This is a genomic window from Klebsiella sp. CB_Kp196 (assembly GCF_040061575.1).
GTDB classification, from domain to species: domain Bacteria; phylum Pseudomonadota; class Gammaproteobacteria; order Enterobacterales; family Enterobacteriaceae; genus Klebsiella; species Klebsiella michiganensis.
In genome coordinates, this window is sequence record NZ_JBEAFH010000064.1 from 38,645 (window position 1) to 51,448 (window position 12,804).

General features: G+C 50.8%; 19 protein-coding genes and 2 pseudogenes. All 21 read right to left on the bottom strand.

The window, feature by feature from the left end; translation table 11 throughout:
- Positions 1-5: 5 nt before the first annotated feature.
- Positions 6-1,169: a phage major capsid protein gene (locus ABLU87_RS23480; protein ID WP_031591503.1), complete on the bottom strand. Its 1,164-nt coding sequence runs from the start codon at positions 1,167-1,169 to the stop codon at positions 6-8.
- An 11-nt stretch (positions 1,170-1,180) separates the two neighbouring features.
- A complete protein-coding gene (locus ABLU87_RS23485; protein WP_004184715.1) occupies positions 1,181-1,849 on the bottom strand; it encodes an HK97 family phage prohead protease in 669 nt (222 codons plus the stop codon).
- A gap of 17 nt (positions 1,850-1,866) precedes the next feature.
- Positions 1,867-3,144 carry a phage portal protein gene (locus ABLU87_RS23490; RefSeq protein ID WP_122117700.1) on the bottom strand — a complete coding sequence of 426 codons (1,278 nt, stop codon included), beginning with the start codon at positions 3,142-3,144 and terminating at the stop codon, positions 1,867-1,869.
- A gap of 2 nt (positions 3,145-3,146) precedes the next feature.
- Entirely contained in the window at positions 3,147-4,679 is a 1,533-nt protein-coding gene (locus ABLU87_RS23495; RefSeq protein ID WP_122117699.1) for a terminase TerL endonuclease subunit, read from the bottom strand.
- 9 nt (positions 4,680-4,688) lie between these two features.
- Positions 4,689-5,123, bottom strand: coding sequence for a hypothetical protein (locus ABLU87_RS23500; RefSeq protein WP_004143905.1), 435 nt, complete (start codon positions 5,121-5,123; stop codon positions 4,689-4,691).
- A 121-nt stretch (positions 5,124-5,244) separates the two neighbouring features.
- A complete protein-coding gene (locus ABLU87_RS23505) occupies positions 5,245-5,454 on the bottom strand; it encodes a serine acetyltransferase (protein ID WP_122117698.1) in 210 nt (69 codons plus the stop codon).
- A 12-nt stretch (positions 5,455-5,466) separates the two neighbouring features.
- A complete protein-coding gene (locus ABLU87_RS23510) occupies positions 5,467-5,757 on the bottom strand; it encodes an HNH endonuclease (protein ID WP_049109190.1) in 291 nt (96 codons plus the stop codon).
- 321 nt (positions 5,758-6,078) lie between these two features.
- A complete protein-coding gene (locus ABLU87_RS23515; RefSeq protein ID WP_122117697.1) occupies positions 6,079-6,819 on the bottom strand; it encodes a serine protease in 741 nt (246 codons plus the stop codon).
- A gap of 92 nt (positions 6,820-6,911) precedes the next feature.
- Entirely contained in the window at positions 6,912-7,103 is a 192-nt protein-coding gene (locus tag ABLU87_RS23520; RefSeq protein WP_122117696.1) for a hypothetical protein, read from the bottom strand.
- A 166-nt stretch (positions 7,104-7,269) separates the two neighbouring features.
- Positions 7,270-7,416 (bottom strand): annotated as a pseudogene (locus tag ABLU87_RS23525) (integrase core domain-containing protein); the annotation flags it as partial.
- Positions 7,417-7,483: 67 nt separating this feature from the next.
- Positions 7,484-7,768, bottom strand: coding sequence for a hypothetical protein (locus ABLU87_RS23530; protein ID WP_032433018.1), 285 nt, complete (start codon positions 7,766-7,768; stop codon positions 7,484-7,486).
- Positions 7,765-7,959, bottom strand: a complete 195-nt coding sequence (locus ABLU87_RS23535) for a hypothetical protein (protein WP_122117695.1) — start codon at positions 7,957-7,959, stop codon at positions 7,765-7,767. Before ABLU87_RS23535 ends, ABLU87_RS23530 begins: the two co-directional genes overlap by 4 nt.
- Complete coding sequence (locus ABLU87_RS23540; RefSeq protein ID WP_122117694.1) at positions 7,910-8,185, bottom strand: hypothetical protein; 276 nt, start codon at positions 8,183-8,185, stop codon at positions 7,910-7,912. Before ABLU87_RS23540 ends, ABLU87_RS23535 begins: the two co-directional genes overlap by 50 nt.
- Positions 8,182-8,529, bottom strand: coding sequence for a hypothetical protein (locus ABLU87_RS23545; RefSeq protein ID WP_122117693.1), 348 nt, complete (start codon positions 8,527-8,529; stop codon positions 8,182-8,184). Before ABLU87_RS23545 ends, ABLU87_RS23540 begins: the two co-directional genes overlap by 4 nt.
- Positions 8,526-9,065 (bottom strand): glycosyl hydrolase 108 family protein, encoded by a 540-nt coding sequence (locus ABLU87_RS23550; RefSeq protein WP_122117692.1) that lies wholly within the window; start codon positions 9,063-9,065, stop codon positions 8,526-8,528. The genes ABLU87_RS23545 and ABLU87_RS23550 overlap by 4 nt, the downstream gene beginning before the upstream one ends.
- Complete coding sequence (locus tag ABLU87_RS23555) at positions 9,062-9,361, bottom strand: phage holin family protein (protein ID WP_031280382.1); 300 nt, start codon at positions 9,359-9,361, stop codon at positions 9,062-9,064. The genes ABLU87_RS23550 and ABLU87_RS23555 overlap by 4 nt, the downstream gene beginning before the upstream one ends.
- Before the next feature lie 709 nt (positions 9,362-10,070).
- Positions 10,071-10,679, bottom strand: a complete 609-nt coding sequence (locus tag ABLU87_RS23560; RefSeq protein WP_004849274.1) for a hypothetical protein — start codon at positions 10,677-10,679, stop codon at positions 10,071-10,073.
- Positions 10,676-10,816, bottom strand: a complete 141-nt coding sequence (locus ABLU87_RS23565) for a YlcG family protein (protein WP_122117798.1) — start codon at positions 10,814-10,816, stop codon at positions 10,676-10,678. Before ABLU87_RS23565 ends, ABLU87_RS23560 begins: the two co-directional genes overlap by 4 nt.
- Positions 10,816-11,457, bottom strand: a pseudogene (locus tag ABLU87_RS23570) (phage N-6-adenine-methyltransferase); the annotation flags it as partial. The pseudogene ABLU87_RS23570 and the gene ABLU87_RS23565, both read right to left, overlap by 1 nt.
- Positions 11,454-11,759 (bottom strand): Ref family recombination enhancement nuclease, encoded by a 306-nt coding sequence (locus ABLU87_RS23575; protein ID WP_064362838.1) that lies wholly within the window; start codon positions 11,757-11,759, stop codon positions 11,454-11,456. The pseudogene ABLU87_RS23570 and the gene ABLU87_RS23575, both read right to left, overlap by 4 nt.
- Positions 11,760-11,904: 145 nt before the next feature.
- Positions 11,905-12,072: a hypothetical protein gene (locus tag ABLU87_RS23580; protein ID WP_155774241.1), complete on the bottom strand. Its 168-nt coding sequence runs from the start codon at positions 12,070-12,072 to the stop codon at positions 11,905-11,907.
- Positions 12,073-12,804: the final 732 nt, after the last annotated feature.

The window sequence follows — 12,804 nt, forward strand, 5'->3', positions numbered from 1 at the left end:
TTTTGTTATGCACCAGTGCTGACAGCAATATCACCCGTCACAATCGCTGCCGGGCGATAGTGGGCCAGCGCCAGGCGCTCTTCGCAAAGGATGGTCAGCATGTTTTTAACGAAGTTATCGCGGTCCTGGTTGCTGATCTCGATGGTGGCATCCATGCGATCCCAAACCTGCGACGCCAGGCCAAACGCGCCAACGGTGAATTTTCCTGCCGTCTGCGCTGTGGTCGACACCACCGGAAGGCCCCAAAGCACTTTCGAGGCAAACGCCTGCGGGCCACCGAGGATGTAATTGCCGTTAGCGTCCTTCAGCAGAGCAATACGGTGCCAGTCCGCAGGGTTCAGAATGATGCCGTCGGCTTCGAACTCACTCAGCGATACCTGATAGATGGCGTGTGCCAGAACATCAGCGCCAGTATCTCCGGTTGCGTTGAGTGTGGTTTCGTAGTCGTTCGCTACTACGTTGAGCCCCTGCAGGTTATCGCCGGTACCGTCCCCGTTCAGCATCTGGTTCTCTTCCACCAGCGCCAGTCCGTACATCATGCGGGAATTGATGTAAGACTCGAGGGCCGGGGCATCATCCATGATCTGGCGCGATGCCTGGATCCAGTGGGCGATAGTTTTCACGTTCGCCGTTTCTTTGGTGAAAGTGATGTTGCTTTCCGGCTTGAGGGTACCTTCTGCCACTGGTGCTGCAGCGTTGGTAAACACGTTTTCGCGCACGTATTCCAGCGCGTTACTGGTGATACGCCCCTGTGCCAGCAAGTCACGCACGGTCAGACGGCGAAGACCAGGCATAAGAATACCCGGCAGCTGCTGCGGCTGGACCAGGGCACCTGCCGACGCTGCGCCCGAACCAATCGCTTTATCAAAACTGGTAACTTTCGCTTTGGTACGCGAGCCGTCCCAGCCCTTCATCAGGTCTTCAGATACGCGCTGAGCAAATGACTTCTGCGCAGTCTGATCAGGAGAGTTTCCGGCCAGTTTCTGCTCAAGATCGAACAGGCGGGTGCCGGTGGCTTTCAGTTCTTCCTGTGCTTTCGTCAGATCGATCTGCAGCTGCTTGTTGATTTCACCTGTCTGGTTGATGGATTTACGCTGTTCTTCGATAAGCTCCTTTACTTCTTTTTGGGAGTTTTCGATAGCTTTTTCCAGTACAGATAATTCAGACATGTGTCACTCCGTTAAGGTGTCCGCAGGTTAGCGGCAAATGAGTTAATGCGCTGTGCCAGCGCGTCAATGTCGTCGCTACCGAACTCGCTTCGGCCTGCAGACTTAACACGGGCAATAAATGCCTGTGCTTCTGAACGCGAAAGCCCGACTGAATCCCTCAGCCAGGCCTCCGCATCGCGAATAGATTTGATGCTGTCGATGCTCTTCATGGCCGTTACGCCAGCGAGCTCGTTGGCCGGGAAAGTACAGACGCTAATTTCCCGCAGGTAAGAGATGTTTTTGAAGATGAGCCCTGACGTGCCAACGGTGTAATCATCAGGCCCAACGGAAAACCCCACAGACATCCCTTCAACCGTGCCATGCTGCATGGCAGCTTTCAGGTCTTCGGCCAGGCTAAGCCCTGGAGTAAGTTGACCACGGACAAATAGCCCCTTGTCATCTTCATGCATGGCATCCCATTTACCGACCGGGATAGCACGTGTCTGGTGGTTAAAGAACATGGCCACCTTGCGACTCTGGTTAGCAATCACACCAGCGAAAGCACCTGGCAAAATAATGTCGCCATCGGCGTCGGTGTTATTAAAAACCGAGGCATACCCTTCAAATGTTCCCTTACTGCCGTCGCCGATGAACTTGATTTCTGTCTGGTCGAAAGCCAGCGTCTTCTGAATGTCAGGCATCATAGCCCCCATAAAAATTAAGCCCCGGCATTGCGGGGCTCTTTGTTTGTTCCGAGATCGGTAATGGGCACGTTCTGCGACTGCCGTGTCGCCACATCACCTCCGGGCAGCGGCGGCAGGTTATCGAGCCTTCGAACCTCGTTAACGGTCCGAATCCCGGTATTGACCATGATTTGCATAAATGATGCCCGGCTTGTTGAATCACCGCGCAACAGCCCGTCGAGGTTATGCTCGGCGTGAATGATGCCCTGTTCTGACTCTTTGACCAGCCAGCGCTCAATGCTGTACTCCCACCGATCAAGGTAGGGTTTGAGGGTATACTGGAGAAAGCCCAGGTTTTGCTGTTCAATCCCCGATCCCCAGGAGGTGGTTTTGTCCACGTCGCCGACCAGATGTGGAGGCACGCCGTAAAATCGCGCCAGTTCGGCGACCTGAAATTTACGCGCAGCCAGAATTTCTGAATCCTGAGGCGAAACGCCGATAGGTTGCGTGGTGAAGCCGCTCTCAAGGATCCAAAGCCGCTTTTTGACCGGACCACCAGCGATCTCCTTAAAGTTTTCCTCCAGCTGCCCGCGCTGCTCTTTCGTCAGCACCTTGCCGTCAGTCATCAGGATCTGCGGAGACTTCGCACCGTTGGCGAAAAATTCACGCTGGTTATCTTCCATCGCTATGGCCACACCAGCAGACTTCGCACTGAACGCCAGCGGCGAAAGACCAGTCAGACCATTGAAGCCAAATCCTTTGAGATGAAAAATTTCTTTCTGTGAAAAGTCAGCGTATTCAGTGTCCCGTCGGTAGCGGTAGATAATATTTTTACCGTTATCGCTGAGCCGAACTTCCATATTGGCGCTCATCAGTGGAACCATGCTAATCACGTCACCAACACCGTTTCGCTCAACATGTGCATAGGCGTTGCCGTAGGCACATAGCTGCATAGTCATTGCTTCGCGAAACTCAAGAGCGGTCATGAAGTTGTTGGGACGGAATCTCAGCAGTTTCGCAAGGGGGTGACTGTTGTCCACTTTCGTGCGCTGATCATTTTTGGTCTGATAAACATCGAGTGGTAAAGATGCTGTTACGGTGGAGATTAACCTGATGCAGGCCCATACCGTACTGATTTGCATATTACGCTCATCAGTCACAACAGAATCACCAACCACACCGTGCGCTGACGTACCCGCCATTTGCGAGCCCTTATCGGGTGTCACCAGGCGGCCGCCGATCAGGATAGAGGCCATGCGCGCCCAGAATGGCGATCGCGTCCGCAGGTCAATGCTGTAATCGGTATCTGCCATTTTTACACGCTCAAAAAGTTGTAAATGAAATCATTAACGTCACCCTGCTCCTCTACCTCGTCACTGGTCTGCGCGCCAATAGACATCGCCAGCGCTACCATGCCGTCGATACGTCCGCTCGACTTACCTTTCACAAACTTGCGGTTACCGGCAGGGTCAGTGATTACCGTGGCGTTTTTGGCGCACATTTCGAGGATCGGATGATTGCCGTGCTTCAGCTGCGCACCGAGCAGTTTGGCTTCCAGCTCCCTGAGAGCAGGCGACATGGAAACAAACCCCTGACCGAACTCTACGAATCGTTCGAGCTCCACATCGGTGAAACCAGCATCGATGAGATGCGGGCGAAGGAAGCGCATGTTATAGCGGTCAAACGCCAGCGCCCTGACGTTACAGAGCTCAAAAACGCGCCGCAGCTCCCTCGCGATAAATCCATACTCGATAGCCTTACCAGGTGTCGTGTTTAGCCAGCCCTGCTTCGCCCATATGTCATAAGGCACACGATCGTTACGCGCCTTATCTGCCAGCCCTTCCTCCGGTAGCCAGAATTTACAGTGCACATCGCCCTGCGTGGTGTTCAGCACCAGTGCGGTCAGGTCTGACACGCTGGAAAGATCGAGCCCGCCCCATACGGTAGCCCCCGCAAGTTCGCCGGGTTCCTCCTTGTTCATATGCCAGACACTCTGGCTAACGAACGGGCTTTTCGCTTCAACCCTGCGGTTTAACACAAGGTTCTCAAACTCTGCCTGGCGAGACGGCAGGCGTTTCGCACTGGCGGCCATATCCAGCACTTCTTTCTGGTTCATGAACACATCGAAGGCCGGGTTTGCCAGCCTGATGGCCTCGACAGAGAAAGGATCGATATCTTCCGGCGCGGTCTGAAGCCGGACCACCGTCCGGGGATCGGCTCCGGTCAGGCCATCATCAATCAGCAGGCTAAGCAGGTCGCTCGCATCGGGCGCCTGGGTGCTGATGATTATCGAAATAGGGTTATCCTGTGCAGCGGTGGCGGTTTCCAGCGCTTCATAAAGTGGGTCTCGCGGCCCACGAACCTGGCCCAGTTCGTCGTGTGCAACAAATCGCGGCGAGAAACCATAGGCCGTGGTAGCTTCGGCACTCAGTGCGCGGTAATAAGAACCCAGCTCAGGGCAGTGGATTTCTTTAGCTGAATCCTTGATCGCAACGTACTGCATTAGTACCGGGTTCATCCGGCACATCTTCGAGGCCAGGTTAAACAGAATGGCCGCCTGGTCGCGTGAGCGTGCCGCAGAATACAGCTGCGAGTTCGGTGCAGCCTCGGGCCCTACCAGGTAGAGCAACATCAGCATGGCGGTTTCCACCGTTTTGGCGTTTTTTCGCCCGCGACTGATGATTGCGCGACGTGTACCATGCTTGTTGTCGAAAATGGCTCTGAAGTCATCCTTCATGAACTCAGCCATTTTCAGCGGCTGGCCGACAAACTTACCTTCGGGAATATAAATATTTCTTTCGCACCAGAGGATATTCCTCTCGGCTCTTGTCAGAGTTTTTTTAGCCATCGAAGAGCCTTATTCAATTTCCCAGGGTTTTTTCTCCCGCGGCAGATTTTTGTTGGCGCGTCCTACTGTTTTAGGATCAGCAGTCGCCTGCCGGGTGATACGCAGTCGCGTTGCCAGTGAAGACGCAGAACGCACTTCACGCTCGCGCATCGTGAGCAATTTATCGTAGCGCTTCAGCCCATCATCCCGAGCCAGCCACTCCAGCTCAAACTCCTCGATCTGAGTGGTTAACAGTCTCGCCTGCACCACATGCCGACAGTACATTTCCATCATGTCGCGATGTGTTTCAGTAAATGAGCTGGCCGGGTTATCGTTAACCAGTCTGATCCAGACGTTTATCTCTGGATCGCTAAGGTGTAACGAGGGCTGCAGCCTGCTTTCAGCCAGAGCCGGAAGCGACACAGCCGTCGTCGCGGCAAGAGATTTTCTGCCTCGCTGTGCCATCGCTTTTTTCCTTTTTTTCTGGACGTTTTTGAAAAGATAACTGGGGGCGCGGTCTTTTTACGATTGCCGCCAGAGTTTTACCCCTCCCCCCACCCTGTCGGGCTGATAATGAGAAAAGCTATCATTTCTCGATGATCCGCAGGTGTTCACGGGGAGGGCTGGGGGGCTCCAGTCGCTCACCGACACCGACAGACATTGTCAGGATGATCGTTGGTAGCGTCTCGTTTGCTGTATGACTGAAGGAGATGGCGGATGCAGAAAGAAAGCTCACACCATCAATGCTCAGTTCCACCAGCTTGCCATCCCGGTATTCAATCTTCAGGTCTTGCATTGCGCGCTCCTGTTACCAGATTACCCTGCCTTCATTGTCGAACTCGGTAACCGTTCCGCCCTTCTCCATGCGTTGCTTAACCGAGTCGTGGCAGCGCTTGCATAGCGACTGAAGATTGTCCGGGTTGTGGAAAAGGGTTTCATCGCCCTTGTGAGGTTTGATGTGGTCAACAACGGTTGCGGATATCACCTGATTTCGTCTGAGGTGAAACTCGCAGAGTGGCTGCTTCTGAAGCTGGTGATAACGCAACCGGTACCAACGTTTGGTGTTATAGAGATGATGCCAGGGTGAACTGGAAGCCATATTCACTCCAATAAAAAGCCACCAGCAAATGCCGGTGGCTTCATTTCGAAAAAGTCATAAGAATTACATCAATCTAAGCGAGAGTCAGTAACACCTGAAACTACTAACTCCTTGATACCACGACAAACTTCAAAGAATACATTGTTATCATTTGGATCGGAAACCAAGAATGATTTTTTACCTTCAGCTAACTCAACATTCAATCGGGCATGATTACGTCCTTATGAGATGAGCATTATCACAGGCACTCAATGAATGCCTGTTGTAATGCGACTAAAAAAGCCACCCGCAGGTGGCCTTTGTGATGCGATAGTATAAATATTAATCTTCAGGAAATTTACTAATCGCATTGATGATAGGCGTTAACGAGAAGCCTACGCCAATACCAGGGTTGGCATTCATTTCAAGCATCTTGGTAACTACCTGCAAAGAACGACCAAACATATCAGCTAACTGCCCAAAATCTATCCCCATAATTCCAACGCTCATACCCTGTGAAGCTTGGGCTAAATAATTCCTTAGCTGAATGGCCTCCCTACTTAACTTCTCAGCATCTCCACCCAACATAAAACGGCGCTGAGTTACCATACCTATGGCGTCACCAGTGCTTGCATCAACTACTGGGCCACCAGAGTTTCCACCGTTAACCATCCCATCAATAGAAAACATCCCCTTCTCAAGAGGGGCTGAAATTATTCCCTCATGGGTTAACAATTGCGGCATCCCGTGCGGATACCCAGCAAAGATTAACTTTTTGCCTCGAGTTGGAGTAAACCCAGCAGATGGCTGAAGAACAGTTCTCCCGCCAGGAAGAGGGGATTGCAATCGCATAATCGCAAAGTCGTTGTCACCATCAATATGCAATATTTGAGCACCGATATGCTCATTCGCTTCAGTTTGAAGAATAACGGGATTAATTTGTCGCATTTCCTGTAAGTCACAACAGGTGGCCACAACATGAAAATTGGTTACAACCAAGTCTTCTCGCATGAAACTGAAGCCACTTCCGCAAGAATCTCCCGCAATTACCTGAAATGTTGCATTAGCTAAATTTTGGTACATCCTCACTCTCCACTTATCGTTGATTCCAGTATTAATGGTGGAATCATTCGATTGTATGTCAAGTTAAATGCATCATTTTTCCAAACAACACCTCAATCAACTTTTTGAGGTTGGATAGATTGTAGCTTTAGCGTGATTGAACATTTTTCGTCAATATGTTTTTTCTTGAACAACACCACCTCTAGCTTAGAGCCCTCTGGTGGGATTATTCCTTCTACAAACATACGGCTAATTTCATCAACGGTATTGGTCACGGAGATAAACCCAAGATCTTGTTTTTCCATTTTATTCTACCTTATGATAAAGCCCTGCTATTACACCGAGCTTGTAGATAACCTTCGCCGTTATTGCGAGGCCCATTGTTGTTCTGTAAGCGCACCCGTTTTAGTTCCACGCACTTTTTGAGAGTTCCGTTTTTTGACCCTGGCCCAAATTCAGTGCAGTGCTAAATCAGAGATCTTCGTCTTTCCGGAGACTTCGGATGAATTCAGCCGGAGTCATGTCATTTAATGATGAATGCGTTCTCTCATGATTATATTCCCTGCGCCAGTTGTCGAGTTTGTCCTGCGCATCTTCCAGCGAGAGAAACCATCGAAGCCACTCAGTCAGTGGCTTCTGTAATATCCTCACGTGGGGATGAAGGCTGGTTTATCCCTTAGTGGGGTTAACAGTCAGCATCTGGCCGGGCAACTGCGCGGCATGCCCACATACAGGCTTCCTGCATTTTGGTGCGCGCAATGGCGAGACAACGCAGCGCTTCAGCACGCTCGATAGCCTCCTGAGAGTTGACCTCTACAACCTCCAGAGAAAGGTGAGTACGTTCGATATCAAGCTTCTCGCAAAAATCACGGCTAATTTCTTTCAGCTCATTCATTTGCGCGATATCGTCAGCGGTAAGGGTCCGATAACCCTTTACGGTGGTGCCGTCCTGCGGTTTTGCTTCACTCATTTCGTAGCCTTTTCGGTTGGTTGTGGGCAGTTAGCCTGCACTGCTTTGTTGTGCGCCAGAATGTCACGCTTGGTCTGCATATCCAGCACGTCGATATCGTGGTCGGTCAGGTAGATGATCCGCACCCAGCTGCAGGCCGTATCAACGACTACCGGGGCGGGTAAATCTTTCGCGCAGCTCGCGATCAACATAGTCATCGCCCATACGCTTAACGTCTTCCTGTACATCACTGGCCCCTTTCGTGACTTCAGCACGGCGTTCTGCCGCGGCGACAGTAGCAGCGGCGTTTTCTTCGGTACGCTGCTGTTCGGCTTTAGCTTCCGCCTTACTGGTCCCGCGAGCATGACCAATGCCGAACGCGCCAGCGATAGCACCCAGGATGACAACCACCACCCCCGCGATAATTTCAAAGCTCATTGCTGCGGCTCCTTCAGTTTGTCGGCCTTATCTTTCAATGCTGGCTGTCGCACGTATTGCGATAGCACGGCCAGCACCACCAGCGCAGGGCTAATCAACGCAACGATGTTTGGCGGCAGGATACTTTTGATATCCGGTGGCAGCATCGCCCAGGCGTGCAGCGCAGCATCCGGGAACGACTGTGCCCATACACCAACCAGCGCGCCGATAGCTCCCAGCTTTACAGACCACGTTTTCAGCAGCAGGCTGGCATGGCCTACGAACTCCAGCCGGGTATATTTGCGCAGAAGTAACAGAACGAGCACAGCCACCAGCACGAGCAAAGCGAAAATAATCATCTTCACAGGACACGCTCCTTAACCCAGCCGTAGAGAAAATCTTCGTTGGCTTCGCGGCCCTCCGCCAGTTCGAGGTATCTGGCGCCCTGGCTGCAGTTAAGCGCTCTCAGCAGCACCTGCTCGCCTTCTTTCCCGCGGACAGAAAGATACCCCTTTAGAGCGGTGATAGTTCGCGGTCCAATCGCACCATCCGGGATAAGGTCGGGATAAAGCTTCCCACGCATATTCAGAGCAGTGAGCCAACGCTGGAAAAACTTACTCGCTACAGATGGCCCCATGTTCACGCCGGTATCACACAATTCCTGTGCAATTACTGGCGACAACTCGGCAATGCGGTCGAACTTCGGTTCAGTCCAGTATTGCGACAGATAAATTGCTTTGGCTGTATCCCGTGGTAACGCCTTCATATCGCCGCTATAGCCATATGCGCGGGCGGTAGTCTGCGTGATACCCCAGCGCGTTGGGCCGCCTTTATCATTCGGGTTATTTACGTAACCCCCTTCTTTACCGAGGATGCCCTCGATAATCTGATCTGCTGTCATGGCGCCTTGACTCCGGTAATGCGCTCCCAGAAATAGGTCAAAGCAACAGAACCCATTGCCCCGCTAATTCCGGAAGTGGCCAGTATCATGTAAATGCTCAGTCCGCTTTCAATGCTCACCAGGCCAGCAATAACGCCGGTAAACCCTGAAACCACCATTTGGGCAAGAGCATTGATCAAGCTCCATGTTGCCTTGCTCTGCTTCACATCTATCAGGTAGCGGACAAGTCCACCCCAGCAAGCAATGATCAGCAGAACCAGCCAGGACATCCCGGCAATGCTCTCTTTGTCTTGCATACGTTTAGCCATAGTTACCGCCTCCGATGAAAGATCGGGAAGCTGTGTTTGAAAAGGGTCAGGCCCGTCAGGCTGGATTTAACAACGAAGCGTGTCGATGATGATTCCTGCGGGACCTGATAATAAAAAAGCCATGCAAATGCATGGCCTTGTGATTTGAATCCGTTATTTACAAAATGTATTCGAGACAGTATCTTTCGACTTCCGGACAAAAAAACATATACCGGGACAAAATCTAAATGTAACTGCCTTGCCTGCATGAAACCATGCGGGCTTTTTTTTGCCCAAAGAAAAAGCCCACCGAAGTGGGCCTTACAGCTATCATCATTTTTTATTAGGTGTGGTGCCGGGTGCCTCCCGGTAAGTCGCCGCCAGTCCACAGACGACTCGCAATGCGCAAAAAAACATATCAGACTGGCAATGCCCCTCCGCATAGGGGGATTCACCACACCAAAAATTTAACATCTGATGAAACTCGTTTCAATGCTCTACGACGATGTGACAGGGGTACTGATGCAATGCATCTCGCGAATACCCCTGTCGGATCGCCGGAAAGCAAAAACCCCGCATTGGCGGGGTTCTCGTTATGTTCAAATTGTCGCTTTTTGTCGCTGCCGAGTGGCGCAGCTCTGCCAAGCATGAACGGATTATCTAATTTTTAGACCTGAAATCAACTACCAATAACAAAATAAGCACTAATTGCTAAAAATCATTCAGATTCAGCTTTCAGGCTTTGCCTTGCAGACAGGAAAGTTTTCGCCTGAAATACCTGTAAGCACCAGTTAACCCGATCCTTTGCCATCTTGAACGTAAGCCATGGAGCAGCTCGTTCCAGCTCGCGGGCAATATCCGCGACTTTTTTACGAGTGGTGTAAAAGCTCACCCCTACGATATAAACCGGATCCGTTGTGTCGAATGCCTTTAACACACATTCCTCAACGAAATCCGCATCATCATCTCTTATAGCGGTATCTATTATGCTGGTAGTGGTTTTCGGCCATAAAATTGCGTGTGCTCTATTTAACGCATGCTGACCGCGATAACCCTCCTCCCTCGCCTGCTTAATTGCCGCAGTAAAGCGCTCAAGAGATTTATCAGACCAGCGATCTCCTCTAATAACTCGCCAGCATTCATGGCTTCTTGGCAATCGTGGCGCGGCTTCACCGCGCATGGTATCGCCCCATACGGTAAGCAATGATTTAATCCAGCCTGACTGGATGCCGGTCAAGAGTTTTGCTCGCCCCAGATAGCGCTTATGCGTAGCCAGGGCAACCTCATTAAGGGCCGCATTATGTCTACGGCGTTGCATTGGAGTCATGCTGTCTCTCCCCGGATCTGACAGATGCGTATAAAGTTTTTGAGGATGCGGTAGTCAACTAATACAGTGCCGCGATGACGGCAAAGGCGAAGCTTCATCCAGCGGTAGCGGATCCGCTCGATTGCGTCACGGCTCATGCGGTCACCTTTTTATCAATGGCAAACTGCGCCAGCGCCAAAAATGCGTGGCCTTTTGCCTCCAGTTCGGTGCGGTTGATATAACTGAATTTCTCTCCTCGCCAGGTCTTATCAAACACAGCAATGGCACCCGCAAAAAACGCGCTGGTTGGCCTTTGTTTGTCGTTGGCAGGGTTAAACCAGACAGGCAGATCGAAACCAATTCGCCCGCGGATAAAGCAGACATGATCCGCATCTTCCGGCCACCATGTTTCGCTCGTTGCAGATTTCACAAGGAACACATAGCGACCGCCCTTATCTCGTTGCGCAGCTGCGTAGAGCATGATGTGAGTCATGCCTGTGATAGCTTGCTTCTCATGATATTGAGAGCGGCTGTATGGCGGGTTGCCAAATGCAGCACCACCTATTGAGGAAAGCATTTCCGACCAGTCCTGTGTCAGCGCGTTATCTTCTACGGTGTACCAGACAGGACATTTTGCATTGCTGTCATCAGCAAACAGGTCCAGCATCAACGGACCAAACATTGCGTTGATACCCCAGAAAAGCGGATCCGGCGTTCGCCACTGGTCGCCAACCTCTTTTAAATAATGTGATGGTGCGTTGCGAAGGGCTGTGAGAGATTCGCCGTAAGGATTAGTCATGCTGTGGTCTCCCCTAACTCCTGGAGAACCTGGCTCAGTAACTCAGCTTCAGTACCAAATTTTTCCTCCCATGACTTACGCCCAGCGTGAATAGCAACACCGTGGCCGCCGGTGCGGTGATGTGCGTGGCAAAGAGGGATTACGTGGAAATTATCAGCGCGGACAGACAAGCCAGTACCAGAACTGCAGTGATGGATTTCAGCGGGTGATTCACCGTATTCAAGGTTGCGGCAAACTATGCAGCCCAGAGCGGCTACGCGGCTAATATGCAGCTTTTCAGCTTTGGTTTTTGATTTGCTCATACCGCACCACCTGGATGCGACAGACAAACGGAAACACCGCGCACTGAGGCACGGCGTAAAATGGCGTTGATGCGTTTTTGCGTCATCACTTTACTCCGGTGATGGCGCGATAGGTTCGGTGTTCAGCCGAGGTGATTAGTATAAATCACTTTTTCTTCTTCCGGAAGAATACTTTACACTCCTCGTGAGATTCCTTTGTGATTACAATCTCTCCTTCATTAAGCGGGGTTACAACATAAACTCCACCAGAAAGGTGGTTGACAACATACGTACCCAAAACGTCCATTGCTTCATTCATTTCTTTCTTATTCATCAGTCCGCACCTTGTGAATATTTCATAAATCGTAGATTTTTCTTTTCCTGTACAGGGATGGCTAAAAATGAACTCGCGACGCTCTGGAATACAATGACATATTTAGATCGTCCATCAAGACCCTATTTTTACAGACAAAATAGAATGACAATGAAAATACAAAGAGCAATAAATTCAATGCATTATGGAAAACCACTAAATATAAAAAAGTCATTCACATTTTTTCTCTGGTGCAACCCCCTATTTCACTCAGATAGAAGAATTAAGCCAATTTCAGAATTTAATTAACTGCATGTAAAATGAAGTAGCAGAAAACACTAGCGCGACAAAGAATGCACATTTTGTGTAGTGTGCAACCCACTATTTTCCAGGCAAGAAAAAGAAAACCCGCAAAAGCGGGCTTAAGGTGATGGACTAATAATCACTGAAGTAACTTGGGCTCGACCTTGCAGTGAACCTCCCACAAACTGATTCCGCAGCTGCCGCAGAAGTTAGCCAGGTAATTCAGCCCTGACCATTCCCGGACACCTCCGCGCGCAGCCTCTACGTATACCCCGATTTGCTTATCTCTCCACAGGCCAAACAGTCGCCAGCCTCCGCTATCTGCGTTTCTGACTGCAACAATACGGGTCAGAACTCCGGTCTGATACAGCTCGGTAAAGGCCGGCTTCTTTCGCGTTATCATTTGCATAAATAACAAACCTTAGATTTGTTGATAACAAATATGGTGTT